Consider the following 24,834-nt stretch of genomic DNA (forward strand, 5'->3'; position numbering starts at 1 on the left):
GTCACGTCACCGTCAGGGTCACGGCCGCCGGCGTGCATGCGGCAACCTGATTGAATGCCAGAACCACATCAGGCACGCCCGCGCCGCCCGGGCCTGTCAGCGCTAGCGCCGTCAGTTTGAACGCGGTACCGCCACCTACGCTGTTGGCCGCCGTGATCGCGTCAGCCCACTCGACGCTTCCCGACTCGCCACCACCGATGGACACGGCGTTGATATAGTCAGAGACGGCCTGTTTGATAGCATCGCCCACCGCTGTGGTGTAACTGGTCAACGCCTTTACAGTCACGGCAACTGTAATGGTCGCCGTCGTCGGCCGGTAGAACCGGATCGTGATCGGTCGCCCATAGACGTCGAGCACCACAATTGCTGTCGTGCCGTACGTGCCAGATCCGGGCGTCTTCTTGGCGGCGATGGCCTGGGCAATCGCAGTGGCGTCGCCTCCCTCGACCACCAGTGAGATCGAATGCGCTGGGATCCCGTTCGCATCGGTTGCGTTCGTGTCGTTCTCGTAGGCGCGCAAGCGCGTCACGTCAGCAATGTTGGACACAGCCCCAATAATGCCGTCCAGCACTGTCAACGACGGGAGGGCCGTTGAAACGGTCTGCCGCTGTCGCAGCGCCGCGTCCTTCTCGATAGGCGCACCTTCGGCCGCGTCAGCCGGGTTCATCACGGACTGCCAGCCGCGCGTCGGCGTGCCAATCTGGGCGATGGTCCCGGCTCCCGCCGCAATGGCCCCAATCGAAGCGCACGCGGCAGTAACCGTGATCTGCCCAGATGGCGGAATAGTCACGCTCGCCGGCAATGTCCACTTGTTCTTGTTCGTGTCTGTGGCGACGCCGTTGGTGATGGTGGTGCCGGCCTGGCCGATGATCAGCAAGTCCGCCGTCGAAAAGGATGCTGCCTTACGCGAAATCCCATTGATCTTGACGTTGCTGGAAAGGGCATCCTCCTGTGCCGTGGCAGGACTGAAGGATCGATATACCGCCACGGCCACCGCGTTGGCGTCGTTGATGGAATCGGCATATACCGCCAGCAGTTGCCCGTCCTGACTGTCTTCTTCCAGATATGTGTCCGGGCCATAGATCGCCCGAAACTTCCCCTTTAAGTAGTCGAGCACGTCGGCATAGGTCGGCGCCGTGATACCGCTGGCATCGATCGTCGGTGCGGTCGTGGTGATGGCCATTACAGAGTCGCCTCAACTGTGGTGGTGCCGTAGATGGTGTTGATCGTGACGGACACGCTTAGGTGTCGCTTCTCGGTGTCTACCGCGCTCGAGTAAGCGACGATCTCCTTCACGCCCTGCGTGCCCAGGATCCGCTGGCGAATCGCCGCGTCGTAGGTGCCGTTCGTGTACTTGCCCAGCACTTCGGTGCTCCATGGCGTGCCGGCTGTCTTGTCGAGGAACCATTCCCCGCGCAGCAAGCGCAGGCGCGTGAGCACGGCCTGACCAACTGCCTCGGGCAGGTCCTTGTAAAAATCGGCCTGCTGCCCACCGAAGACGAAGTCACCAGTGGCAGATAGCTTTCGGTACCGCATGTCATCCGCCTTTTACAGTGTTGGTCAGGTGGCCGGCGCCCATCTGCTGGTTTGGTACGCCAGTCGTGCTGCCTGTTTCCGGGTGCGTATGCCCGTTGAACAGCGCCTGGAATGCAGAGGTCACAAACGACAGCAACGACTGGCCGGTCGCACCGAGCAGGATGCTCGGGGCTGTAACGCGCGCCGACGAGGAAGAGGTGACGTTGACCGGCGCCGAGGTTTGGATGTTGATCGCGTGCGTGGCGGCATTCACCTCGACGAAGGCCTGTCCATCGTCCGTACGCAGCTGCGCCGCGCTGGTGCTCACGTTCGCCAGCACGCGCGGCTGTGACCGGAAGCCCAGCAGCACGAACCCATCCGACAAGTCGTGCATCCGCAGCTCGGCCTGTTCTTGGACACCTCCTGACTGCCACCAACCATCGATACACCGCGAGGCAAATACGACCAGGCATTCGTCTCCTGGAGCAACCGGGAAGGTCAAACTACAATTGCCACCTGATGGGAATTGCACGGGGCAGTCCACCAGTAGCGGCAACGGAATCGATACTGTGGTCCCGTCCAACTGCCGGACCAGCATCTTGATTCCAGGCTGGACCTGACAGGTCATGGCGTCCGGATCGAAGGAATCGATGATTCCAGGAAGAGCCGTCCAAAGGCCCGCGCGCATCCCATCCAATGCCTCCCGGAGCGCAGTCTCGGGATCGCCTACCCTCTCTCGTCTGTCCATGGGTGTCGCTATGAAGAAGCTGGTTCTAATTGCTGCGCTAGCCGTTTCGACGGGCGCTGTTGCCGACGAAGCCTTTGTGTATCCGTTCGCCGGGATGCAGGTGGGCCAGACGGTCAACAACCCCTTCCCCACCATCCTCTACCTGCAGAAGAAGTGCGAACTGCCACTTGCCCACGCCAAGGACATGCGTGCCTATGCATCCTTCCGCGGCGTCTGGGACATCGGGTGCTGGGGTAAGGACATCGATGGCAATGCCATCATCGTGGTGCCCAAGATGCCGACGAAGTCCATGTCGCTGAACGTCATGCCGCTGGCCGATGTCGAGGCAGACCGCAGCACGATGACCATCAAGGCGCTACCTACATACGGGCGCTAGCCGAACCGCTTGATGACGTTATCAGGCGGCACGGCACCCTTGTCCTTAAAATTGTCCGGCAGTACCGTGGCGTCGGCCGCCAGGCATATCACTTCCGTGTAGTACTCATTCCCCCGCGTGTCGCCGGAGTGTTCCGCGATCGTCACGTAGTAGTACCCGTCGTCCTGCAGCTTCGCCTGCTGCTGGATCCGCTCGTTCTGGGCCTGCTGCCCGACGTTCAGGCTGTACTCGTAGCGCTGCACGCTCGCGTTGTCGATCTTGATCAGCCGACCGATCTTCACGCTGGGGTTCAGCAGCATCTTGATCGTGATGCCGTTCTGGGTCTGCTCGGGCAACCCCACCATGCCCGTTTCGGCAGTGATCACCGGAATCTCGCCAGGCATGTAGGACGTCTCAGGCACCATGATGGCCTTGCCGTCCTGGATGCTCCACACCACCTGCTGCGTGCGAGCCGTCCAACGCATGAAGTCACGCGCCATGCCGAACATGACTTTGCCGCGCGGCAGGCCTTGTTGAGACGCAACGGGGGGATCGGGCGCCGCCGCGGCTGCCTGCATGGCCTTCAGTTTCGCGGTCTCGCGCTGCCATGCTGGTAGATACAGCGCATTGACTTCCTTATCTAGATCGTCCACTTGTCCCAGCAGACCTTGCGCCTGTCTCAGCAAAGCAATAGCGCCTGCCTCGTCGCCGGCTTGGCTGAGCTGTTCAGACTGAACCCGGAGATCTTTGACCTGCGCCAGCAAGGCCAACTGCTGATTCTGTTTCGCGTCGAGCGCCTTACGCGCGGCGTCCACCTTGGCCTGCTGGGCGGCAATATCGTCGGCCGTGGGCTTTGAGGATGCCGGATTGCCAAACGGCGTATAACCCAGCGTCACGCCGTACTGCGACATCGCACGTGTGCACGCCTGCACATGGTCCAGCGCGGTCGAGCCGGCGGCAAGCGTGGTGTTCACGACAGCGAAGTTGTATGCCGAATCGCCGTCCGCAGCGGTGATGTCCAGATAGGTATCTGTCTGGCTTTCGCGCCCGCGCCTGACTTGCTTGATGGTGCCATCGAAGATGATGCCGAAGTTACCTTGATAGCCGCCCTGCAGCACTACCCGGCTGAATTCCTTCTCGATGCGTTGCCTCGTGGACTCCGATACGTTGTAGACCCGGATCCGGGCCGAGTTCGGCGTTTGCAGATCACCACGCTGCACCCGGAATACCACCCGGAGCTCTGACAGCTCCAAAGCGGGACCGCTGTCCTGGCCAACGAGCACCGAAACCTTCCGGCCAAATTGCTGGACGCCCATTATTCCGTCACCCAGAAAACATGCGAACCGATTCCCAGATCCTCGAACGTTGGGCCGTCGTCTGGGTCTTCGGCACCTTGCACCCAGATCCCGCCCCCGAAGCCCAGGTACCGGTACTGCCCCAGCAGATTGACACCAGTTACCAGCGGGATGCCTGACACGAACGGCTGCCCGTTGGTGTCGGCAATGTCGAGCACCCAACCGGCGCCACCAGCATTCCGATATTGAACCGTCAGCCGGTAGTCCACGCCACTGAGCGTGACCGTGAAGCGCTGCGGGTCAGGCGTGAGCGGAATCTCGTAGATGTTCACTTAGAAGTCCCATACGACGGGTGGCACAGCACCGCCTGGTACCGGCACGGCCGGAAGCGCGGCCTTGACGCCAGAGATCAGTGTTTCCGCTGTTGATTTCGGATCGGCCTGGCTTTCCTTCGGCGGCAGTGTCGTCGCCTGCGTCTGGACGATCCGAATCTGCTTCAGGGTGGCCGTGACGCTCAGGGCTTGGCCGGTCTTCTGATCCTTGTGCACCCGCAGCGATTTGAACAGCATGTCGCGGTAGATGCGCAGCGAAGTCACCACATCGAACGGTTGGCGCGTCTCCTGCAGCGCCAATAGTCGTGAATACACCGTGCTGATGTAATCAGCCGACGGCAGGCTGCCACCCACAAAGATCGATTCCAGCGTGCCCACCAGCGCAGCCAGGTCGGAATTCGACCAGCCGCATTGAAGCGTCACTTCCGGTTGCAGCTTGAACGCGTGATCGTTGATCTGGGCGCCCTTCTCTACGGGGTGCTCGGTGATCTGAATCTCGTCCTGATGGTCTTCCTCGATTGAGCAGCCGACGCTCACCGGGCCGATGGTCTTCGGCACCAGAGTGATGAAGTCAAGGAAACTCACGAGAACGCCCCCTGCATGTTGCGCACCATGTCATCGTTCACCTGGCGTTGCTCGTCTGCGATCGCGCGGCCAGCTGCAGTCGGGTCAGATACACCGTAGAGGTTGATGTTGGTCTGCTGCTGAAGATCAACGGCAGCGGCGCCACGGCGGGCAGCCTCGATATCCGCCTGTGCTGGCCGCTCGTAGTAGCGTGACACGATCTCGCCTGCCTGCTGAGCGTTCTGCGCAGCGCGCAGCAACTGGCCGGCGCGCTGCTCTGCACCCTGCGTCAGTTCGTGGTTCACAAACTGCAGCTGCTCCATCAGCGACGAATCCCGGATGTCCTTTCCAGACCATGCCTTGAAGTTCGCCTGGCGGTCTGGATGCCACTGAGCTACTCCATAGGCGCGGCCGCCGTCGCCGACGGCTTGGTGGTTCAGCCCGGTGCCGCTTTCGCGCTGCAGGTTGGCCACGATCCCCACAGCCTGGTCATGCGTCCAGCCCATGCGCTGGAAGAACGACACGGCATCGCCGCCGGCGTTGCCCGAGCCACTAGGCTGCCCGGCCGCCGCACGCCGGCGCGCCAGTTCGGCGTCCTCGCCATTGTTCAGGCCTCCGCTGTGGAACATGAGCGCAGCCGCGCCGCCAATCCGGGCTGCCCACGGCAGAAAGCGGGCCAGCCAACCAGCGCCCGCCCCGGCAGCAGCCCCGGCGCCTGCAGCCCCACCAGCCGCAGAGGCGCCACCCGCCGCTGCGGCTGCGGCATTGGCAGCGCCAAGCGCGCGCACCGCCGCCGCCATCTTCCAGATCCCGCCGACGATCTTGAAGCCGCCCAGCGCGCCGAACGCGCCAACTAGCAGCAGAATCTTCGTTGACCAACCATCGGTGGCCTTATCCAGTTCGATGAACTTGTCGGAAAGCCAAGACAGGGGTGGCCCAAGCGCGGCCACTGCCGCCAGGATAGCGCTGGCGATTTCTGCCACTCGGCGGGCAATCTCGTCTGAATGATCCTCAAACCATTTCTGGAACCGCTCGAGCTGCGGACCGACCTTGCGCAGTAAAGCGCCTTCCACCTTGATGGCAAAGTTCTCAAAGGTCGTGCCCAGCCCGCGCAGGGCGATCATGAACGCGTGCGCGTCCTCGGCGGCCTTGTCCAGCCCGTTGGTCCGGGACATCTCCCGGTACTGCTGCATGAACTTGGCGAAATCGCCGTCGCGCATGGCCAGCAGCAGGTTCTCGTCAATGCCGAGAACATTCCCATACTGGCTGGCCAACCACGTCGGGCGCTTGCCGAGCTCGGTTCCGATGTCGGCAAGAATGTCGACTGTGTCGCGCAGCTCGCCATTGGCATTGCGCGTCTCTACGCCGATCGAAGCAAGGTATCCCTCACCGGCCGGGTTGTTGCGCAAGAACTTCGCCAAGCTCTCGACGGCGCCGAAAGCGGTCTCAGTCGAAACGCCCAGATTCCGCGCCGCGAAGTCGAACGCCTTCAGGCTAGTGGCCGACGCACCTGTACGCTTCGAGACGAAATACAGGTTCTCCAGCTTCGACGCCAGCGCGGACACGCCAACGCTCACGGCCAGCGCCGATGCCGAGATAGTCGTCACCAGCTGCTTGACGCCCTTGGTGGCCTGCTCGACCCCGTCGGTGAACTTCTTCAGGCCCTTCTCATCGACCTTGAAGCCCAGGGCGACGAGGAATTCACGGATGACGGTGCTTTGGGCCATTGTTTCGTTCCGCAATGCGGCGCGCTTCCGCCTGGTTGTCGGCTTCCATCATGAGGAAGTCATTCATCAGCGCGATGTCTTCGAGGCCAAGCGTGCCGTCGAGCAGAGATTCGTACTTGCACATCTGAGCCTTTACCGGCGCGAGCAGGAATTCCTCGCCATTCGGAAGGTGCCTCAGCCAGCCTGTGCCGCCGGTTCCGGGCTGCTCGCTTGGCTTGTAAGCAGCCCTTGAATAAAAGGGCCGAGGTTGGCCACGATGACCTGAAGCACCAGCGGCAGGATCACGGCCATGTCCATATCCTGGAACATGAGCGTCTTCTGCTCTGTCGATACCACGCGCGCCCAGCCGGTGGGCTGCTGCCGCTGAACGGCGGTCAGACAGTTGTCCATGACATAGTCGGCATCGGCATCGTTCATGGCCGCCAGTGCGTCGGCAAACGGTTGCAGCACCTGGCCAAAGCCATCAAGATCTTGCGTCAGCGCCCCCATCGCGCCGGCAGCTCCGCCGCTCGTCTTCGCCAGCTTCACAAACACCGGGATCAGCGGCGGAATGATCGGCGCGATGCGGCGCGACACGTGGAACTGCTGCTTTGCAGTCAGGCGCCCGATCGAGTAGGCATTGCCGAAGAGTTGGATTTCACGGCCCATGGTCAGTAAGTCCCCAGCATTTCGTCGATGCGCACGCAATCGAACACCCACTCGACCGTGCCGCCTTCGGTGGCATAGGTCAGGTCAGGCACCTTCTTGAAGGCGCACTGTGTCGCCGCGACGAGGTCGCCGGCTACCGATTGGGACACCGTGATGATGTTCTTGCCCCACAGTCGGCTATCGATACGTTGGGCGTTGTACAACGCCATGAGCGTGGCATTTACGGGCGCCGTCTTCAGGTAGCGGACGGTGATCTGGCCCGAATTGTCGGCGCGCAGGCTGTGCTGGCCGTTGCCATCCGAGCCAATGGTCATGGCGTTCTTGTCGTTGGCCATGGCGACCGTGATGCCTTCTTCGGCCGTAGCCTCGCCGTAACCCAGCTGGAAAGCCCCGCCGGGCCCGACGATGGAGGCCTGTACATCGATGAACGAATACGTTCCGGACATGGTTTCCCCTATCAGCGGTTCACGTTGACCAGGATGTCAACGCTGTGGATTGCACCGGCTTCCTTCGCCGCGACTTGGAACGACACCGACTTCCGCGCCTCGCGGTCGGCCTGTGACTGCAGAGCGATCGGCGGCGCGTAGACGTAGTAGCCCTTTGCCAACGTGTCGCCCTGCTTCAGCGCACCGAAGCCGCCTGAGTTCCAGACACCCGGTGCCAGATAGCCGTTGTTCACAGCGGCCGCACAGGCACCCTCGATGGCAGTGGCAATCAGTGCATTGCCGCCATCGGTCTGCGGGATTTTGGTCGGGCTCTGGTACAGCAGGTTGTACACATCTGTCTGGATGCGATTTCGGAACCAGATCGAGTTGTAGACCGAGTCGATGAAGATGCCGCTTGGCGTCACGCCGTACTGCACGATGGCGGTGTCGTTGTCGTATTCGACGAACACGTTGCCGCGCTTGTCTTGCAGCACGTTGGCCTGAGTGCTCGACAGGGTTTCGGGCACGATGCCCGGCTCCTGCTTGTACATCAGCGTGATCGTCGTGTTGTTGGCGTTGAAATTGGTCGTCAGCAGACGGCCAAACAACGACGCCGCGGCATACGGGCTGTTGCTCGAGTACTGCGCAAACGAGTACTTGTAGCTCTTCGCCTTGAAGCGCGATAGCAGATCGGTCGTGGCCGTGCCATCCAGTGCCTGCGGCTCCTGCGTGGTGGCGCCGTAGAGGTGACGCTGATCTGCCTCGATCAGGTCGGCCACGGCCACGTGCTGGTCATTGGTCAGCCCCGTGTCGGCGAACTGGATACCAAGGAACTTGTTCGCGAAGCGGTCCAGGAAGATGTTCACGCACGCGTCCGGGGCTTCGGCAACAATGCCGTCGACTGGCACCGATGCCAGTCCGCTGGTCATGCCGAGCATGGCCGAGATGTCGGTGCCCGACCCGGTCGGCGTGGCGAAGCTGATCTTCGAACTGGTACCAGTGGTCGGCGATGTGGCCACGAATTGGGTGCCGTTCCACACGAAGCCGGCACCGGCCAGCGCGGTCTGGATGATCGTGGCAACGCCGTTCAGGTTTGTCACGCCCGAGAAATCCAGGGCGGACAGGGTCTTCACCGTTGCGTCGACCGTGATCTTGAACGAACCGGCTACGACCGCCTTCCACACTGCGATGTCTTTCTGGGCGGTCGACAGAGCTGCGCCGCGCAGCGACCCGGCGGTGGCCGTCTTTGCCCAGCGGCCGATCTTCAGCTCCGAAGGCTGCGGCGTCTGCTGGAAGTACAGCAGCGCGGCCAGGTATTCCGGCGCGGCGTTACCGTAGTCACTGCCCACGGCATCAATGGTGCCGTACGAGCGCATGCGCTCGTTGGTGTCGATCACCGCCGATGCGCCCAGGATCAGAGCCGTGTTCAGGTTGGCGCCCTGGGCCGCCAGCGGCGACATGTTGATGGTGACATTGATCAGCCGCGATACCGGCAGTCCGTTGGACATGGTCATCCCTCTACTGGTGAATGTTGGTCGTCGCGGCCACCAGCGGCACCGAGTCGGTGGTGCTTTGCACTTCGGCGGACAACAGGTTGAGGACCGGATAGGTCCGGGTGATCTTGCGGCGCAGGGTCAGCGTCAGGTCATACCGCCGATTCCACTGCTGGTTGATGAGCGCCGGCGCGGGCTGGATGTCGCTCGCGCGCGCGAACTTCATGCCATTCGCGGCCAGCTGCTCGCTGTTCTGGGGGATGGACATGCTGTCGGCCAGGCGCTGGGCGTACCCCTTCGCCGCCGGACCGTAGAACGAGCACAGCATGTCGATCTGCTGATGCCGGATGTATTCATCGCTGCCGTCGCCATCCCCATCATGCTGGATCGCCGGGCTGGCGTCATTCGCCTGCACCGTGATGCCCATCGCACACCAGTTCTCTGACGGCTCCGGCTGTTTCGGCACGGTCGGCTGCCAGCGCGGCCGCACCATGGCGCCAGGCAGACCCGTTACGCCGGCCACCAGCTCCTGCAGCAGGTTGTCCAGTTCATCGTCATCGGGCGGTACCGGCGCCGTCGGCGCAAGGTAGCCGCCTGTGGCGCTGGTGTTTGCCATGGATTACCCCGAAAGCGGTTTCAGATCGCAGGTGGCGGCCACAAAACCGCGCCCGAAATGGCTGTAGTCGTTGACGCTGACCACGGTATAGATCCGGCCCTGCCAGATCACTTCGTCGGCATCCTGGCCGGGACTGCCATCCGCAAGCCGGAACGGCGTGTGCAGCGTGATCGAGCCGGTGATCAGGCTGCCGTCGGATCCGCGCTGCAGGATGTCGCCCTTGTCGCTGGTGACCATCGCGGCGAACTGCGTGGCTGTAGCCGTGTTCTGCGCGCGGCCGTGCGCGTCGACCGTCTGCGCCATCCGCTTGCACACCAGGCCGGTGTCCATGAAATCCGGATCGAGCAGCACGTCGACGACGTCGAGTTGTGCCATGGGTTATTTCCGTTTGCGAATCACGTAGGTGACCGCGTTGCGTAGCTGGCCGGTGTCGATCAGCGGCTTGGCCAGTTCGGTGCTGGGCTGCTGGCCAGCGGCACGTGCCGCCAGTTCTTCCTTCGCACCTTTCCGGCCGCGCCGCGCGCGCTTGCGTAGCGTCGCCTCACTCAGTGCGGGGCCAATGCCGCTGTTGATGCGAGCGCGGACAGATGACTGCGCAACCTGACCGGCCATGGCCATACGCCGCTGCGCGCCATCGATGTCGCCGTCAAGAGCGGCTTCCACGCCCTTCTGCAACTGAGGCAAGGTCTTCGGCTGGGCGGCGGCCACGCCAGGGGCAAGGAACGGCCGCGCCGGGAGATTGATCTCCGGCGCCCCGTTCTCCTGGATGTACCCGATTTCCGCGTTACTGAGTGGGGCGCCCTCGTCCTTGCGCCCGGCGGTGCTGTCGGGAATGCCGACTAGCACCTGCTTGTCGACCAGGCCATTGATCGACTGCAGGACGTCCTTCAGGCGGTCCGTCTTGATGAAACCCATGGGGATGCTCCCGATGGGCTAGCGCGGCTACAGTTGCATGCCGCCTGCGCCCATCATTCTGGCGAGAGTGAGGAACCGAACACCGTAGGTTGTCAGGTTCCACATACCGGCGTCGTCAATGGTCGCCGCGCCCGTGTCGTAGCTAGCGCTGACCTTGTCGACTGCCTTGGAAGAAAGCGGGCCAGTGACCTGGCCCGGTGTGCCACCGACATCGGCAGTTGCCTCGTCCCGTCGAGCAAGAACGAGGAAGTGCGCCGCGCAGAGCTCAATACCCTGATCGGTCAGTACTCCCCATCGGCAGGGGTTCACCAATGACGTCGCAATGGTCAGCTGAAATGCAATGGACGCGTCCGAGTACTTCGTCTCGTCAGCGAACTCCGGAAAGTCGGATCTGAACTGTTCTGGCGTCATAAGTGGTTGGCTGATGCCCCTCGCGAGGCATCATACCCCGTTACTTCTTGCCGGTCTTCGCAGCAGCGTCAGCCACAGCCTTTTCGGCAATGGCCAACGCCTGCTCGCGCTGGGCCAGCGCAGCTTCACGCTCGTCCAGCGCTTCGGCGCGAGTATTCAGCTCGGCTTCACGTTGGTCGGCCGCCTTCTCGCGGTCGGCGAGCGTGCCTGCGCGCACGTCCATTGCGTCCTGAAGCTCCTTCAGCTCTTTGGCCTTCACTTCCAGGAACTCGCCCGCAGACTTCAAGGCCGCGCGCTCCTTTTCCAGCTCAGCGTCCGTTTCGGGGCTGGCCGCCGGCTCTTCGCCGGTATGGGCCTTCGTGTACCAGTGCTCGGCCACATCGGTCGGCACCGTGTGGTTGCCTACCGGGAACTCGTGCTTCTCGTCCTTGTGGTGCAGCGTGAAGGCCTTCTTGACGTAGATCTTTGGCATGCTTTCCTCCCTTAGATCCCGTCGCGGTAGCCGATCAGCTCGGGGTACACCACTTCGACCACACCGAGGCGGCCGAAGTACGTGGTGAGCTGGCGGATGTCGCGATACTCGAGCGGCGTGCGCTGAAGCGGCACCAGGGGGAAGCGGACTTTGTCCTGTTCCTTGGTGTACGCCATCATGCGATCCGCGTTGGCCGTGCCGCGCTGGTACAGCCACTTCAGCGGCTGGATGTTCAGCGGCCGGCCGTTGATCGAGTTGGAGATCGAGTTTTGCTTCAGATACTCCAGCACGCTGATGTTGCCCGCCGAGCTGACCTTCATCTGCACGATCTTGCTGAACTTTGCAGGCGGCAGGCGCAGCTCAGACGGGCAATATGCGAAGGCAGAAGCCGTCCACACGCTCGTCAACAGTTCGTTCACGTCGTCCAGAATCTGGTCCGCCGTGGCCGTGGCCCAGTTGCCCGTCACGGCGTTCGACAAGTTGGTGACCACTGAGCTGTTCACGAGGCCGGTGACGCCCAGCACAGTGTCGCCAACGTAGACCTGTTCGTCGACGTCCATGTTGTGCTTCAACTGCATGCCAGTGTACTTCTGCTGGTCCACCGGGCGCCCAAGTTTCTGGGCGCTCTCCAGCTCGGGGATGGTCCAGCCGATCTGCATACCCCAGAGCGTCAGCGGGCTGGCCGTTTTGCCGATGTCCAGCGCGATGCCCTGGATGGCCGATGCGTCCTTGCCAATCCACGACTTGCCGTTGGGCGAAGCGCCGCCAGCCGCAGCGAAGCTGGAGTTGGTGAACGACGAGGTCTCGTCGGCGATCGACACGTCTTCACGCAGGTCGATGTCACGGGACCAAGTGACCGACGCGAGCGGACCGTGCAACGTCTGGTCCAGGCGTTCCAGCTCACCGATCAGGAATGCCCCAGTGCTGTCGATCGTGCGGCTGTCGAACGTCAGCATGTTGTCGCGCGTGCGGGCGCGGATGACGGCCGGGGCATTGACCATGGCGATCGCAGCCGCCGCAGCCATGCGCGGAAGGATGATTTTGCTCATTCTGGGTGACCCCTTAGATGTTGTAGGCGATCTCGACGTTGCCATTGGCATCGCCGGCGTTCGTGAAGATGGCGCCAGCGATGGCGATCGTATTGGTGCTGTCTGCCGCAGCCTCGATGCCGCCGATGGGCTTGCCGGCAGCGGCAGCAGCCACGCGGACATACACCTGGCCGTTCAGCGCCGGCGTACCGGCATTGTTCTTGACGGTCATGTAGCCGCGGCGCATGACGTCGCCGATGCCGCTGGTAGGCGGAGTCGACGTGCCGAGCGGGTCCGAAGCGGCGCCGCCGGTGGTGGGATACGGACGGACCAGCAGGCCATATGCCGCCGTCGCGGCATCACCAGCACCGAGCGGTACGAACTTACCGCTCACGATCTTGCCGAACAGGCCGTAGCCTGCAAAAGGCGATGCCGAGTTCAGCGCGATCGATTCGACGGTCGCCTGCGACTGGCGCGAGATGTCCCCAGGAATACCCGAGGCCATGCGATACAGGATTGCGTTGCCCATGTGAGGGACTCCTTACGAGGCGGACCGATCGGCCCAGTACTTGCGGTTGGCGGCATTGATGTCGGCGACCGTGCGCGGCTTGCCGAAATCTTTGGTCTTCGCCGCGGCGTCGTGCGCGCGGCCGTTATTCTGGAGCTTCATCAGCTCGCTTGCGCCCATGAAGGCGGCGTGCACCAGGCCCACCGGCATCTTCTCGAAGTCCGCCGCCATGCCGCCGATGAACGGGGCGATCGCAGTCTTGCCGGCCTCGGTCTGGTAGGCAGTGTCGAGGGCCTTGCGCTGGCACTTGCAGAGAGCTGCAGCACGGTCCTTGGTGGTGGTCTTGGCGTCGAACGTCGGCAACTTGGTACCAGGCGCGAGGATCTCAGCGCGCGACGGGATGCTGACCGCAGCGTCGCCGGTGTACATGTCGATCTCGGCCTGGTTCAGCTTGCCGGCGGTGACAGGCTCGGTGAGGTCGCCTTCGTCACCGGTCTTCTTGCCCTTGGCGTCGTCTTCGGCTTCGTCGTCTTCGTCCTCGGTCTCCTTTTTGCCGTCCGAGTCCTTGACGCGCCGCTTGCCGAGCGCGGCGATGGCAGCGTCCTGGGCTTCCATGCGCTTCAGGAGCTTGGTGAGCAGCAGGGTCTGCGCATCACCGGTCTTGCCGCCCTTCTTGCCCTCGTCTTCGTCGTCCTCGTCGGCGTCCGTGGTGGTGGACTCTTCGAGGGCCTCTTCGAGCGCCTCTGCATCCTGCGCCTTGAAGGCGGTGCGCACGCGATCGAGCCAGGTGCGCTTGACCTTCGTCTTGCTGTCGGTGGTCTTCATCTCTTCGGGTTCCTTATCGCCGATGGCGCAGCGCGGGCCGCAACGGCCTTGCTTCTCCAGGGCTACGTGGTTGACAACGATGTTCCGCTGTACCCCGCGGCCGGGTGATACCTGTTCGTAGTCGGCCTCATAGCCGAGGCTGACCTCCTCGATGGCCTCCTCCTGCACCGCCTTGATGGCCAGCGGGTGCTTGATCAGTAGGTCGGCGACCAGCAGGTCATCGGCCAGGCCGGTGCCGCGGCGCGGGTTCAGCATCACGCCCTGGGTGAGCGTGGCGTAGTTGGACGGCTGCACGAAGTCGTCGGGGTGGTGCAGCGTCACGTCTTTGCCCATGCAGCTGGCCATAGTGGCGTCGCGGAACACCTCTTCGGGCGTCCGGCTGATCCGGATGATTCCGTCCGGGCCAGGCTCGACCGGCACCTCGCCGGCGCCGTAGAGCATCTCGCCGGTCCGCGCGACGGGCACTTCTTCGCACAGCAGGAAGCCCTCGGGCGTCAGCGATCTCTTAGGGCCGAGCTTTTGTACGGTGTAGAAACGCATGTCAACGGTCCAGCAATATCTCGCAGGCGGCCATGACAAGGCCGGCAGCAATGGTTGGAAAAGCGATCAGCGCGAGGGAGATAAAGAGGTTCGAGGACATGGGAAGTTCTCAAAATTCGTGAGAAGTCATGAGAATCAGTCGTCGGATAGGACTGGCTCTGGGTAGCAGCGGCAGTTCGGAAACTGGCCGGCATGGCCTTTCATCCCGTCGAGCGTGGGCGGGTCATCCCACGCCACGAACTTGCCTTCCATTTCACGGTGCGACTCGCGCACGTCGCCGTCGCCAGACGTCCGCCAGAAGTACCCGGGCGAGCCGACGTGCAGCGCGCGCGCCTCGGTCAACGTCGACGCCGTGCGCGCAACCTCTGTTCGGGCAATCAGGTCGGCGCGGCTCTTGGACACGTCGCCCGATTCCTGAATGGCCTTCGAGATCTCTGACGCCCTGGTGCTGTCCTCGATGCCCTCGATGGTCAGCTTGTGTACGCGCTTGGCGGCATCCAGTGGGATCGACTTGATCAGCGTGACCTGCTCGGCCATCAGGGCCTGGATGGTGGCGCCAGTCGGTGCCGTTCGAATCTCCTGACGCAGCGCCCGGGACAAATCGGCAGCCTGCTGCATCCAAGCAGCTTCATCCCGCCGGTTCACCTCGGTCAGCATCTCGGCCGCGGCGCGCTCGGCCCACGGCGTCAGCGCCTCGGCGTACCGCTGCAGCAACTGTTCAATCGTCGGCAGAACGCCGGGATCGCCATGCGGAAAGCCATTTACCAACACGCCCACCTGGTGCGCGACCTGTCGGAGCTGCGTCCGATACACCCTTTCCGGTCCGCTGGTCCTTACCGGATTGCGGCGGCGCTTCCGGTCCGTTGTTCGGGTCATCAACATCAGGCAGTTCCATTTCCGGCACCGGCGGCGGCTCGTTCTCAGCTGCCTCGATATCCTCGTCCGTGATGCTGGTGTACACCCCGGTAACGTGGCTCGACTGGCGCAGTTCCTTCATCGCCGTCGGCTTGTCGATCAGGTCGGCGTCATAGGCCGCCACCACGGCGTCCGTTGTCGTCTTGGCGTTGGTCGCCTTCTCGGTATCGGAGAGCTGCCACAGCGATCTGAAGCTGTAGGCGAAGCCCTCGGGAAGCGCTCTGCCGAGCACGGATCGCCCAAGAACGTCCATCAGCCGTGTCACAGGCCGGCGCAGACGCCTCTCCTGCTGCTGATTGACGTTGTCGTAGTACGTGCGCAGATCCGACTCGCCCGACGAGTTCAGGCCCGCCGGCGACTGCCCGAACAGACGCACCAGGGGAATTTGCAGCGCACCGGACAACTGCTGGCCGAACTGCATCAGGACGCTGTCCAGCCCAGAGAACTGGTATGTGTCGGTCTGCATATCGTCGGCAGCATCGACAAGCGTCATCCCCTCGTTCGACTGAAACCGCCGGATCATGTCAACGTTCTTGATCAGCGCCTCAAGCGCCGGGCCGCCCATGGCGATGATCTCGCGCAGCTTTTCTACCTTCAGCGTGCGCAAATGCGCCTTGTAGACGAGCTGCGCGGCGCCGATGGTCGTGCTGTCGAATGCGACGAGCCGATCAATCAGCCGCTCGATGACCGACTGACCCCACAGGTTTTCGGCGATCTTCTGCCAGTACGGCAGGTCGACGCCGTCAATCCGTAGCACCCGGCTGTAGTGGATGCGCTGGCGCGAGAGCGCCATGCTGTCTGCCACCACGTCGTAGTACTTCGGCATGCCCATATCTGGGCCCATCTCAGTGACCAGATCTTCCAGCGTTGGCTGCACCATCCAGCGGTCCAGCACCAGCAGGCCCTTGAACTGATCCTGGCTCACCGACTCCGGGCGCAGCGGCGTGGACGGGTTCTGGCCGTCGATCAGCATGACTGCCATCGCACCGCCGTACAACCGCGCCCACTTGATCGTGTCGCAGACGCGGTCCCACAGCGCCATGTCCTCGATCGCTGCGTTCAGCTTGTCCTTGTCGTCAGGCGAAAGATCTGAACCGATCTCAATGCCGGCGCGGGTCATGTCCTCGGCCACCACGTCGACAGCCTGGCCAACCACCCACGACGACCGGTACATCGCTTCCATCTGGATGCGATTCCGGCTGATGAAGTCGAAGCCGTAGCTGTACTGCGATGCCTGGTTGTTCGTGCCCAGGCCGACGCGCGCCTCGAAGTTCTGGAAGCTGTCGCCGCTGATCCAGCGCTTGGCGTTCGCGGACGCGGCCACATTGGCCTTGTGCGCCCGATGTTGCGCTTTGCGTTGATTACGGTTCATTGCTGTCCGAGTTTGGTCCAGATGTCCATCGACCGGCCGCCGGCCAGCATGTCATTGATCGCATCCACCATCGGGTCGATCTGGTCATCGTGTGCGTGCGTGTCGTCAGGCGTGAAGGCGTCGCATTCCTGCGTGAAATCGCTCACCCATGGCGCTTCCGCAGGTATGTTCACAAGGCCGCTATCGATGTAGCTGACCACGTCCATCACCCGCGTCAGCTTGTCGCGATCACGTTCAATCCCCTCGACCGGGATGCTTCCGGATGCCTGGATGTCCTGAATCAGGCCGGTGCCGCTGGCTTTGTCTTCGACGCGCATCTTCACGAGTGGCGCGCCGAAGTGAAATTCGTACGGCAGGTGCTTGTTCCAGAAGTCGATGGCCTTCTGCCGCAGCTCAGGCGCCGGCCACTTCCCTCGAATCTGGTCCAGCAGGTAGATGCGGCCGTTCTTCCCATGACCCCAACATTGCAGCACGCTGTAATCGTTCCGCTCGGCGGTCTTCTGTGCCGTGTCGGCATAGATGATCCGCTTGTGCAGCTCGGGCGCCACCGTGTACCGGCCGAAGTTGGCGCTGCGGATGATGCCGCCGCCCAGCGGGCTCGGGCGCTGCATGTACTGCCCACTGTGGACGTAGCGGTCGGCCTTCTCCAGCGCCAGCTGTTCCGCCAAAGGTTCCTTGTACGGCCAGTAACTGAACCGACCGTCTTCGTCCTTCTCGCCCAGCTCCACCATCGCGCGGATGCGCTCGGGCAGGGCCTCCACATACTCGTCAGTGATCAGCGCCGGGATCTCGATGAACTCCCAGTCGCCCGGCACCTTGCCGGCCTTGATGAAGCCCGTTGGGTCTTCCTCGGCCAGCCGCTGCATGATCACGATGATCGGCGTGTCCGGGTTGGCCTTTCGGCTCTTCACCGTGGACAGCAGCTTGCGGTTCGCCTTGTCGCGGTTCGGCTTGCTGTAAGCGTCCTCGACCTTCAGCGGGTCATCGATGATGATGGCGCCCTGCCACCCCTCGGCCATGTGCCCTGCACGGAAGCCGGTGATCTGGCCACCCAACGACACCGCGTACACACCGCCGGCCTTCTTGCCGTCGGCAATGACGTTCCAGCGCTTCTTCGACTTGGCGTCCGGCGCGATGGACAGCGGCCACAGCGCCTGGAACTCGTCCGACTGGACGATCTCGCGCGCCGTCTCGCTGTTCAGCAGCGCCAGGTCATCCGAGTACGAGATGTGCAGGAACCGCGCACGCGGGTTCACTGCGAGGCCCCGTGCGATCAGGTTGATCGCCACCAGCTCGGTTTTCGACGAGCCCGGCGGCACGTTGATGACGACGTTCTTCAGGTCGCCATCGATGACACGCTGCACCGTGTCGGCGATCAGCACGTGGTGCCAGTTGACACGGAACTTGATGCCCTGCCGATGCTTGAAGAAGTACCGGCTGAAAAACAGGTGATCGCGCTCGCACTTCGCCTTCAGGACGGCGCGCTCGACGGACGGGTCAATACTCGTCTTCGAGTTTCGCGACAGCGGCTGCGACCTGTTTTTCATCGACGACGGTGGTTCGTTGCTCGACCGGCCCGCCGTCCTTGCCTGTCAGCTCAATCCCTGTGGCCGGCTCCTTCCATCCGGCCTGAGTTTTCAGCCAGAAGATGCATGCAGGCACGGCCCCCTTGCCCGTGCCCATGGCGTGCTTGAACAGCGCCTGAGCTACTAACGCATTCGCCTTGTCCTTGCCAGTATCCAGTTCGACACGGAAATGAACGCGCAGGGTCTTCGCCGTCAGCGGCTTGTCCGTCTGCGGATTAACCACCTGACTGGCGATGTACTCGTGCGGGGCGCCGAACCCTGCCAGCGAGCTGACCAGCTTCCGGTCTGCCTCGGTGGGCGTAAATGGTTTGCGTCCCGCCATGGGTATCACTCGTCAGGTTCGGGGAACAGATCGTCCGCCAGCACCACATCACCGCACGCCGCCACGGCGCGCTTCCAATCGCCCTTCACGAACACCAGCACGTTCTGATGCACCTTGCCCAGCTTCCGGCTCGCCGCGAACTGCTTGCCCGCGCGGATCGGGGCGCTGCCCAGCGCGGTCAGCAGGATGGCCTCGTTGTACAGCCGCATGCCGGCATCGATGAATGCATCGATCGTATCTGACACGAAGTTGCGATACGGCCCGGTGCCGCGCTTCTCGCGTACGTCGCCAACCACGAAGCAGGCGAACCGGTCGCGCTTCAGCAGGCTGACGGCGCCGACAATCACCTCGCGGTAGGCCTCCATGAAGGCCGAATAGTCCATCGTGGATAGATCCGCCGGATCATCCGAATACCGTTCAAGGTCCGCGTATGGCGGGCACGAGAACAGGAAGTCGGGCTCGACATCGGCCAGGCGCCTCGCGATCTGCCGGCTGTCGCCCACATGCCATGCCGGCGCCGGGTCTTCCGTCTGCACCAGGTGCAGCTGACCACGGTTCGCCTCGACCTGCTCGGCACGCAGTTCCATGCCCACGTACGGGCGCCCGAGGCGCGCCGCGACAATACCGCGCACGCTGCCGCCGGCAAACGGGTCCAGTACCAGGCCGTCGGCCGGGCAGAACCACCGATAGGCCAGCTCGCACAGCACCGGGTCAAAGATGCTGGTGCGGTGTTGCGGCGCTGCGCCGTGCTCGGCCTTCTGGTGGTCCGACGCAGACGCGTAGGCCGGCGCCTCGCGCCCCAGCTCGGACTGGATGCCCAAGCCCAGCCATGCCGCCTTCCGTTCCTGCCACGTCGCGTCGCGCGCATTGAGCGTGCTGAAGGGCGGCACCATGAACTGTTCGGCCAGCGACCTGCGCGCGGTGCCCGGCGCCGGTGCCGGCGCGTCAAGCAGATCGCCAAGTTCGTCAGGCGTGAAGCCGATTACCGTCAGGTCAAACTCAGCATCGCGCAAGTCCACCAGCTCGGCCGTCAACAGGTCGACATCCCAGCCGGCGTTCTCGGCCAGCTTGTTGTCCGCAAGGATGTATGCGCGCCGTTCGTCCGCCGACAGGTGCGACAGATCGACTGTGGGCACTTCGCCAGGCACAGGGCAGTTGGCAATGGTCTCGCCGGACGCCCACATCTGCGTGGCCGCCTCCAGTCGGCCGTGGCCTGCCAGCAGCTCGTCGCCAGCGACCAGCGCAGGGTTAGTCCAGCCGAACTTGCGCAGCGAAGCCTTGATCTGCTCGATCTGGCCTGCGCTGTGCGTCCGTGCATTGCGGTCATAGCGGACCAGCTCGGCAGCCGCGCGGTAGCGGATTGTGAGCTGTTCGGCCTTTTTCATACGCGGTAAAAATTCGGCGGGACGGGAAAGAAAAAGCCCGGAACGGGTGGCCGGGCAAACCACCACGGAGGCGGTGGAGGAGACAACGATTGCCGCGTCTTACTCGACGCGTTTGAGCATGACGATGTCGATGTGCCGAGATCCAGTGGATGACTCACGATGGACCCGGAACACTTTGACGCGCGGGTCTTTTCCGGCTTCCCAGGCCTTAGCCTGTGCATCAAAGGCTTCAGCAGAGAGCTGCAGCGCCTCGGGATTGACGCCAAAAGTCGAACCTACGGAATGCTTTGCCAGCAGTGTTTCGAACGAGCTCAATTTGCGCTCCAGTCATTGATGAAGCGCCCATGCTACCGATTCGAAAACTGCCTAACAAATCTTTCGCCAAAAACGCAAAAAGCCCGCTTGCGCGGGCTCTGGACGTAATTCGTAGGTGTATCGAATGAGGGGCATTTTTGTGCACGAAATGCACAATGTCAAGAAAATCTCGTAAAACAGCCTACGCTTCAGCCTGCTCTTCGAGGGCCACCATGCCTGCCGCCATGAGCCGGCCGTCGATAGCCAGCCAGGCCACGGACTCAACCCCAGGCGCGGCCATCAGGCCCTTCTTCCGATCCCCTTCGATCCATAGCTTCAGCTTGGCGTTCTGGGCGCTGACCGTGTTGCGGTGCGCGCCGCAGTCCTCTGCGATCTGCTGCAGGTCCACACGAACGCCGAAGATCTTCTCCAGGATCGACCGCCGTACGCGGTAGTGCGAGAACGAGCCAGACAGCTGCTGCATGGCCCGGTCGGTCAGCCAGACGATGGCGGCATTCCATTCCGGGTTCGGCTTGCGCGCGGCGCAGCACGGGCGGCCGCAGTCGCACGGGATGTCGCGCGGCGCGGTGCGCGCTGTTAGCACCGCCTGGTGCAGCTCGGGCAGCATGCCGAGCTCGCTGCGGATCATGCCGGCCTGCGCGGCGCCGTCGACACCGACGAGCCCCTTCCCCGAGCCGATGGCCGGCGTCATGGCCTTGTTCATGGCCGATGCCTGGTACTGCTGGCCCGAGTAGTTGAACGCGAACACCAGCGCCGCGTGCGAGCTGTCGAAAAGGCGTTCTTCCATCATCGTTTCCCCGGTCACATTCATTCCTCACGCCGCCTGTAGCGGCAACTGTTCCACGCTGACCTGCACGCATGGCGACGTGCTGTAGCGCTTGCTGATGCGGTATTCCACTGCCTGTGCGTCGTCGAGCCAGACAATGCCGTTCATGCCGTCCTTGACGGCCTTCAGCACGTTGTCGGCGTCGGGCTTCTTCGTTGCGGCCACGAGACCTGCCGCGGCGTCGCGCTGGCGCTTCTTGGACCAGCTGACCGGGATCTGCAGGTTGATGTCGAGCCACAGCTCGACGGGCCCCTCGATGGGTGGCTGGCCTGCCATCGCCTGCTGCGCAGCGAGCTTGACCAGATTCTCGAAGACCAGCGTCTTTGCCGGTGTGCGAGCAGTCGGACGACCGTGGAAGCCCATGCCGATGATCGGGCGGCCCTTGGGCACTGGCTGGCCAGGAACCGAGAAAATGACCCGGCGCAGCGGGCGGGATTCGTCGAACAGCGATTTCGTCGTCATGCGACCACCTGCCCCGGCAAAACGCCGTACATGATCCGGTACACGCGCTCGAACTCGCCCGGGTTCATCCGCTCGGCTTTGCTCACCTCACGCTCGATCAGCCCATGGTCGCCGGATGCGGCGATGACACGCATCCGGAACACGATCGCGTGCTCGTCGGGATCGCGCTCGACGCCCAGCGCGTCGGCCTTCGCCTGGACGCCTTCCGGCGTGGCATCCCAGTCGGCCCCCGGGGGTGCCCCGCCCTGCCGGTCGGCCAAGGCATCGTCGATGAACATCCCGAGGAAGCCCGGGTTAACCGGCGACGTGTCCCCGTCGGCAACCCTTCGCGCGCACGCGAGGGCATGAGCCCGGAGCAACACCGGCACGTCGATGCAACGTTCGGCAATCCGGAGCAACGCCTCGCGCGCACGCGAGGACAGGCTGAGCGTCTTGCCCCGCTCGGCTTCGAGCAGCACCAGCTGTTCGCCGATCGCGTCAGCGGAAAGCGGCGGCGGCGCGGGGTTATCCACAGCCCCTACCCCGTGTGAAGTACCTACGCCGCTTGAAGTAGGTATGGTGTTAGGTGAAGGTGGAGGTGAAGGTTTGCCGTCTCGTTCGGCGCCCCGTTGGTTCATCCGTTCAACATTCGTTCCAACGTCCGTTGAACATCCGTTGCCGTTTTGTTCGGAGTCTCGTTTGATGCGCCGTGCCTCGGCCGATGCCTTCCCGGCCTTCGATCGTTGGCTGATGTTAGCGTTGGCTCGCTCAAGTTCTGCGTCTACGCGGTGATGGCGCAGCGCGCTGTCCTGCTCGTAGAAAAAGCCGCGCAGCTCAGCACCCGAGTCGCGCCAGTCTTTGCTATCCATCCGCGCAATGCGTCGCAAACGTTCATCGTCTACCGGCAGACGACCCTGATTGACCCAGGCGTGCATTAGCATCAGCAGATAGGCCCCATGTTCTGCCGCACTCAGGTGCGACGTGTCGGCCAGGTAGTCTGAGATGTAGAGTGGCATCCAGACGTCGGCCCGCTTTTCCTTCACTCTGGCCATCACGCCACCTCTAATCCCTTCCGGGCCAGCGTGCGCAGCGCCTGGTATTCGTCGCGTGGTAGGCAGACCATGCTGTCGTCGCCGGGCGCGACCACATCCAGCTCGAGTACTTCAAACAACGTGCAGAACTCGGCGAAGCTGAGGCGGTGCCCGCTGTTATTCAGAAAGCGTGAGAAGTTCGTCGCATCGACGCCGATGCGCTCGGCCACCTTTTTCTGGGTGAGCGGAGCAACGCGATTCAAAACCATCGATTCCAAGCTAGGCATGCGATGCTCCAATGTGCTCGATCGATTCCATAGGATTGACCCCAACGAAACAACGAAGCCGGGCGCCACGGCGGCCGGCCAGAATGAAATGGGAAACGGGTGCTACTACCTGGTGCCGAGCGGCACGGCGTCGAGATCCACGCGGGCCAAAGCCCCAGCGCGGAACAACAGAAAGCGACTGCGCGCGACGCAGCATGGTCATACCCCCGGTCGGACCGCCATGGGCCCGTTCAACAAAGCGCGGACGCACCGCGCAGCAATTACTCGGCTTTGGCCTTGTCGGCCCTCTGCCCGGCGAAGAAAAACGCAAGCAGATCCTCTCGCGTGAACGTCGCCCCGAAATCCACGCAGGCATTCCATAAGGCGTCCATGCTCGCCCGGCGCGGAATCTTTCTCGCGTAGACGAGATGCGTCTCGATGTAGACGGTGGTCGTGTTCGCCGCCACAGCGAACGCTTCACGTCGCTCGACCGGAAGGGATCGGTAGAACGACTTGAAGTCTTTGGCGCAAGGAGTCGAGTTCATGCGCCGATTCTATGACCTTTTTGGTCATAGCTCAAGGCAAGCTGTTACCAAAACAGCTTATTTACCTTTCTGGTCAATCAGGGTTCAATCACGCGCATGAAGTCAGTCAAGGAAATCCGCCGCGAAAAGCTGGCAATTGCGATACAGGAGAAGTGCGAGGGAAATCAGTCTCGCGCCGCGGACGCGCTCGGCTATTCGACGGCATCCCTTGTGAACCGCTACCTGAGCGGCGGGAAGGACATTGGAGACAAGACAGCTCGAAAGATCGAGGAAACCTTTGGTTACCCAACCTATTGGATGGATTCCGACACCGCCCCCTTGGCCCCGCCGATGCCGGTATCAGTGGCGCCGGCCAGTACTGCGGCCACGCTAGGGACACTTGAAAAGTGGCAGATCGAGGATGCAAGCCGCCTGAAAGAACTCTTCGATTCGAAGGCCCAGTTTTCCCAGGAAGAGTTTGGCCGCCGGTTTGAGGTCGGTACTCAAGGCATGGTCTGGCAATACCTGAACGCTCGCCGCGCGCTGAACATCAAGGCAGCCAGTGCCTTTGCCAAAGGGCTGGGCGTCACGGTGGATTCGTTCAGCCCACGCCTCGCTGACGAAATCCGTCTTGCGGCAAGCCACATCGCTGATGCCATTCCTGCTCTGCCTCGCGGCGCAGAATCCGGCGCCCGGCCGTCCGACCGCATTGCCATGGTGATGGCGGAACAACACCTGGATGTGCGGGAGCTGGCGCAACTGCTGGCAGTAGAGCCGCCGGTGGTCCGGGCCTGGCTCGAGCCAGAAGCTCCAAAGATTGGCCTCCACCACGCAGTCAAGCTGCAGGAAGCGTATGGCTACAGTCCGAAGTGGTTGATCAACGGCCACGGTGAGCCAAAGCTGGCTGGCTCGGTTGAGCCTGAGCTGGACGAGCCCAGCCTGGCTTTCGACGTCTTCCCTATTCCCCAGAATTCGTTTCGCAAGATTCCAGTGAGAGGCATGGCGCAGTTGGGCGACAACGGTCACTTCGTGGACGTCGAATACCCCGTGGGGCACGGCGACGGCTACGTTTTCTTCCCCACCAAGGATCCGGACGCCTACGCGCTGCGGTGCAACGGCGAATCGATGCGGCCCCGCGTGAAGCACAACGAGTTCGTGGTGGTCGAGCCCAACGCCCAGATCCAAAACGGTGACGAAGTCCTGGTCAAATCGCAGGACGGCCGCGTTATGGTCAAGGAGCTGGCCTATGTCCGCGACGGCATCGTGCATCTTTCGTCCGTGAATGAGCGGCACGGTATGGTGCGAATTTCGCAGGATCAGATCGAGCGGCTGCACTTCGTGGCCGGCATTGTGAAGCGATCTGCCTGGCACCCAGATTGATTTTTATGCGCATTGGAAGCGGCTGCTACAATGACCTTCATGAACCGAAAGCCG

31 protein-coding genes and 1 pseudogene are annotated in these 24,834 nt (G+C 62.8%); 2 read left to right on the forward strand and 30 right to left on the reverse strand.

Features of this window, described 5'->3' with window-relative positions:
• Position 1: 1 nt before the first annotated feature.
• Genes ACO550_RS27415 through ACO550_RS27425 form a run of 3 tightly spaced genes read right to left on the reverse strand, consistent with a single transcriptional unit; the run spans position 2 to position 2,263 of the window.
• Positions 2-1,183, reverse strand: coding sequence for a baseplate J/gp47 family protein (locus ACO550_RS27415; RefSeq protein ID WP_315596083.1), 1,182 nt, complete (start codon positions 1,181-1,183; stop codon positions 2-4).
• Positions 1,183-1,536, reverse strand: a complete 354-nt coding sequence (locus tag ACO550_RS27420) for a contractile injection system sheath initiator (RefSeq protein WP_315596084.1) — start codon at positions 1,534-1,536, stop codon at positions 1,183-1,185. The genes ACO550_RS27415 and ACO550_RS27420 overlap by 1 nt, the downstream gene beginning before the upstream one ends.
• Before the next feature lies 1 nt (position 1,537).
• Complete coding sequence (locus tag ACO550_RS27425; RefSeq protein WP_315596085.1) at positions 1,538-2,263, reverse strand: Gp138 family membrane-puncturing spike protein; 726 nt, start codon at positions 2,261-2,263, stop codon at positions 1,538-1,540.
• Positions 2,264-2,273: 10 nt separating this feature from the next.
• Between ACO550_RS27425 and ACO550_RS27430 the strand changes: the two genes are divergently transcribed.
• Entirely contained in the window at positions 2,274-2,639 is a 366-nt protein-coding gene (locus ACO550_RS27430; RefSeq protein ID WP_315596086.1) for a hypothetical protein, read from the forward strand.
• Positions 2,640-3,481: 842 nt separating this feature from the next.
• Here the strand turns inward: ACO550_RS27430 and ACO550_RS27435 are convergent.
• From ACO550_RS27435 to ACO550_RS27565, 27 genes and pseudogenes are all read right to left on the reverse strand, one after another.
• A pseudogene (locus ACO550_RS27435) lies at positions 3,482-3,934 on the reverse strand (phage protein); the annotation flags it as partial.
• Positions 3,934-4,245 carry a phage baseplate plug family protein gene (locus ACO550_RS27440; protein ID WP_315596088.1) on the reverse strand — a complete coding sequence of 104 codons (312 nt, stop codon included), beginning with the start codon at positions 4,243-4,245 and terminating at the stop codon, positions 3,934-3,936. The pseudogene ACO550_RS27435 and the gene ACO550_RS27440, both read right to left, overlap by 1 nt.
• Positions 4,246-4,830: a phage baseplate protein gene (locus ACO550_RS27445; RefSeq protein ID WP_315596089.1), complete on the reverse strand. Its 585-nt coding sequence runs from the start codon at positions 4,828-4,830 to the stop codon at positions 4,246-4,248. It lies immediately after the preceding gene.
• Positions 4,827-6,536: a phage tail tip lysozyme gene (locus tag ACO550_RS27450; protein ID WP_315596090.1), complete on the reverse strand. Its 1,710-nt coding sequence runs from the start codon at positions 6,534-6,536 to the stop codon at positions 4,827-4,829. The genes ACO550_RS27445 and ACO550_RS27450 overlap by 4 nt, the downstream gene beginning before the upstream one ends.
• Positions 6,511-6,660, reverse strand: a complete 150-nt coding sequence (locus tag ACO550_RS27455; RefSeq protein ID WP_315596091.1) for a DUF6889 family protein — start codon at positions 6,658-6,660, stop codon at positions 6,511-6,513. The genes ACO550_RS27450 and ACO550_RS27455 overlap by 26 nt, the downstream gene beginning before the upstream one ends.
• A gap of 50 nt (positions 6,661-6,710) precedes the next feature.
• Positions 6,711-7,184 carry a phage tail assembly chaperone gene (locus ACO550_RS27460; protein WP_315596092.1) on the reverse strand — a complete coding sequence of 158 codons (474 nt, stop codon included), beginning with the start codon at positions 7,182-7,184 and terminating at the stop codon, positions 6,711-6,713.
• Between the two features lie 2 nt (positions 7,185-7,186).
• The gene (locus ACO550_RS27465; RefSeq protein WP_315596093.1) at positions 7,187-7,630 is read right to left on the reverse strand and encodes a tail tube family protein; all 444 of its coding nucleotides are present in this window, start codon (positions 7,628-7,630) and stop codon (positions 7,187-7,189) included.
• A gap of 11 nt (positions 7,631-7,641) precedes the next feature.
• Complete coding sequence (locus tag ACO550_RS27470) at positions 7,642-9,117, reverse strand: DUF3383 domain-containing protein (protein ID WP_315596148.1); 1,476 nt, start codon at positions 9,115-9,117, stop codon at positions 7,642-7,644.
• 10 nt (positions 9,118-9,127) lie between these two features.
• On the reverse strand, positions 9,128-9,718 hold the full coding sequence (locus ACO550_RS27475) for a phage neck terminator protein (RefSeq protein WP_315596094.1): 591 nt from the start codon (positions 9,716-9,718) through the stop codon (positions 9,128-9,130).
• Between the two features lie 3 nt (positions 9,719-9,721).
• Positions 9,722-10,093 (reverse strand): hypothetical protein, encoded by a 372-nt coding sequence (locus ACO550_RS27480; RefSeq protein WP_315596095.1) that lies wholly within the window; start codon positions 10,091-10,093, stop codon positions 9,722-9,724.
• A 3-nt stretch (positions 10,094-10,096) separates the two neighbouring features.
• Positions 10,097-10,633: a hypothetical protein gene (locus tag ACO550_RS27485; protein WP_315596096.1), complete on the reverse strand. Its 537-nt coding sequence runs from the start codon at positions 10,631-10,633 to the stop codon at positions 10,097-10,099.
• Positions 10,634-10,660: 27 nt separating this feature from the next.
• A complete protein-coding gene (locus ACO550_RS27490) occupies positions 10,661-11,044 on the reverse strand; it encodes a DUF4054 domain-containing protein (protein WP_315596097.1) in 384 nt (127 codons plus the stop codon).
• Between the two features lie 40 nt (positions 11,045-11,084).
• Positions 11,085-11,516, reverse strand: a complete 432-nt coding sequence (locus ACO550_RS27495; RefSeq protein WP_315596098.1) for an STY1053 family phage-associated protein — start codon at positions 11,514-11,516, stop codon at positions 11,085-11,087.
• Between the two features lie 11 nt (positions 11,517-11,527).
• Positions 11,528-12,565 carry a DUF2184 domain-containing protein gene (locus ACO550_RS27500; RefSeq protein ID WP_315596099.1) on the reverse strand — a complete coding sequence of 346 codons (1,038 nt, stop codon included), beginning with the start codon at positions 12,563-12,565 and terminating at the stop codon, positions 11,528-11,530.
• 13 nt (positions 12,566-12,578) lie between these two features.
• Complete coding sequence (locus ACO550_RS27505; protein ID WP_315596100.1) at positions 12,579-13,073, reverse strand: structural cement protein Gp24; 495 nt, start codon at positions 13,071-13,073, stop codon at positions 12,579-12,581.
• 12 nt (positions 13,074-13,085) lie between these two features.
• Positions 13,086-14,417, reverse strand: a complete 1,332-nt coding sequence (locus tag ACO550_RS27510; protein ID WP_315596101.1) for a DUF2213 domain-containing protein — start codon at positions 14,415-14,417, stop codon at positions 13,086-13,088.
• 135 nt (positions 14,418-14,552) lie between these two features.
• Positions 14,553-15,185 (reverse strand): phage head morphogenesis protein, encoded by a 633-nt coding sequence (locus ACO550_RS27515; RefSeq protein WP_315596149.1) that lies wholly within the window; start codon positions 15,183-15,185, stop codon positions 14,553-14,555.
• Positions 15,136-16,704, reverse strand: a complete 1,569-nt coding sequence (locus tag ACO550_RS27520; protein WP_315596102.1) for an anti-CBASS protein Acb1 family protein — start codon at positions 16,702-16,704, stop codon at positions 15,136-15,138. Before ACO550_RS27520 ends, ACO550_RS27515 begins: the two co-directional genes overlap by 50 nt.
• A complete protein-coding gene (terL, locus tag ACO550_RS27525) occupies positions 16,701-18,251 on the reverse strand; it encodes a phage terminase large subunit (RefSeq protein WP_315596103.1) in 1,551 nt (516 codons plus the stop codon). Before terL ends, ACO550_RS27520 begins: the two co-directional genes overlap by 4 nt.
• Entirely contained in the window at positions 18,202-18,612 is a 411-nt protein-coding gene (locus tag ACO550_RS27530; protein ID WP_315596104.1) for a hypothetical protein, read from the reverse strand. Before ACO550_RS27530 ends, terL begins: the two co-directional genes overlap by 50 nt.
• Positions 18,613-18,617: 5 nt before the next feature.
• On the reverse strand, positions 18,618-19,997 hold the full coding sequence (locus tag ACO550_RS27535; protein ID WP_315596105.1) for a ParB N-terminal domain-containing protein: 1,380 nt from the start codon (positions 19,995-19,997) through the stop codon (positions 18,618-18,620).
• Between the two features lie 99 nt (positions 19,998-20,096).
• On the reverse strand, positions 20,097-20,312 hold the full coding sequence (locus tag ACO550_RS27540) for a hypothetical protein (protein ID WP_315596106.1): 216 nt from the start codon (positions 20,310-20,312) through the stop codon (positions 20,097-20,099).
• Positions 20,313-20,493: 181 nt separating this feature from the next.
• Positions 20,494-21,099, reverse strand: a complete 606-nt coding sequence (locus ACO550_RS27545; RefSeq protein WP_315596150.1) for a DNA-binding protein — start codon at positions 21,097-21,099, stop codon at positions 20,494-20,496.
• Between the two features lie 27 nt (positions 21,100-21,126).
• A complete protein-coding gene (locus ACO550_RS27550) occupies positions 21,127-21,600 on the reverse strand; it encodes a RusA family crossover junction endodeoxyribonuclease (protein WP_315596107.1) in 474 nt (157 codons plus the stop codon).
• Positions 21,597-22,631 carry a YdaU family protein gene (locus ACO550_RS27555; RefSeq protein WP_315596108.1) on the reverse strand — a complete coding sequence of 345 codons (1,035 nt, stop codon included), beginning with the start codon at positions 22,629-22,631 and terminating at the stop codon, positions 21,597-21,599. The genes ACO550_RS27550 and ACO550_RS27555 overlap by 4 nt, the downstream gene beginning before the upstream one ends.
• Positions 22,631-22,897 carry a CII family transcriptional regulator gene (locus tag ACO550_RS27560; protein WP_315596109.1) on the reverse strand — a complete coding sequence of 89 codons (267 nt, stop codon included), beginning with the start codon at positions 22,895-22,897 and terminating at the stop codon, positions 22,631-22,633. The genes ACO550_RS27555 and ACO550_RS27560 overlap by 1 nt, the downstream gene beginning before the upstream one ends.
• A 260-nt stretch (positions 22,898-23,157) precedes the next feature.
• A complete protein-coding gene (locus ACO550_RS27565) occupies positions 23,158-23,421 on the reverse strand; it encodes a hypothetical protein (RefSeq protein ID WP_315596110.1) in 264 nt (87 codons plus the stop codon).
• A gap of 96 nt (positions 23,422-23,517) precedes the next feature.
• Between ACO550_RS27565 and ACO550_RS27570 the strand changes: the two genes are divergently transcribed.
• Positions 23,518-24,780 (forward strand): S24 family peptidase, encoded by a 1,263-nt coding sequence (locus ACO550_RS27570; RefSeq protein WP_315596111.1) that lies wholly within the window; start codon positions 23,518-23,520, stop codon positions 24,778-24,780.
• Positions 24,781-24,834: the final 54 nt, after the last annotated feature.

Source organism: Cupriavidus sp., assembly GCF_057315035.1.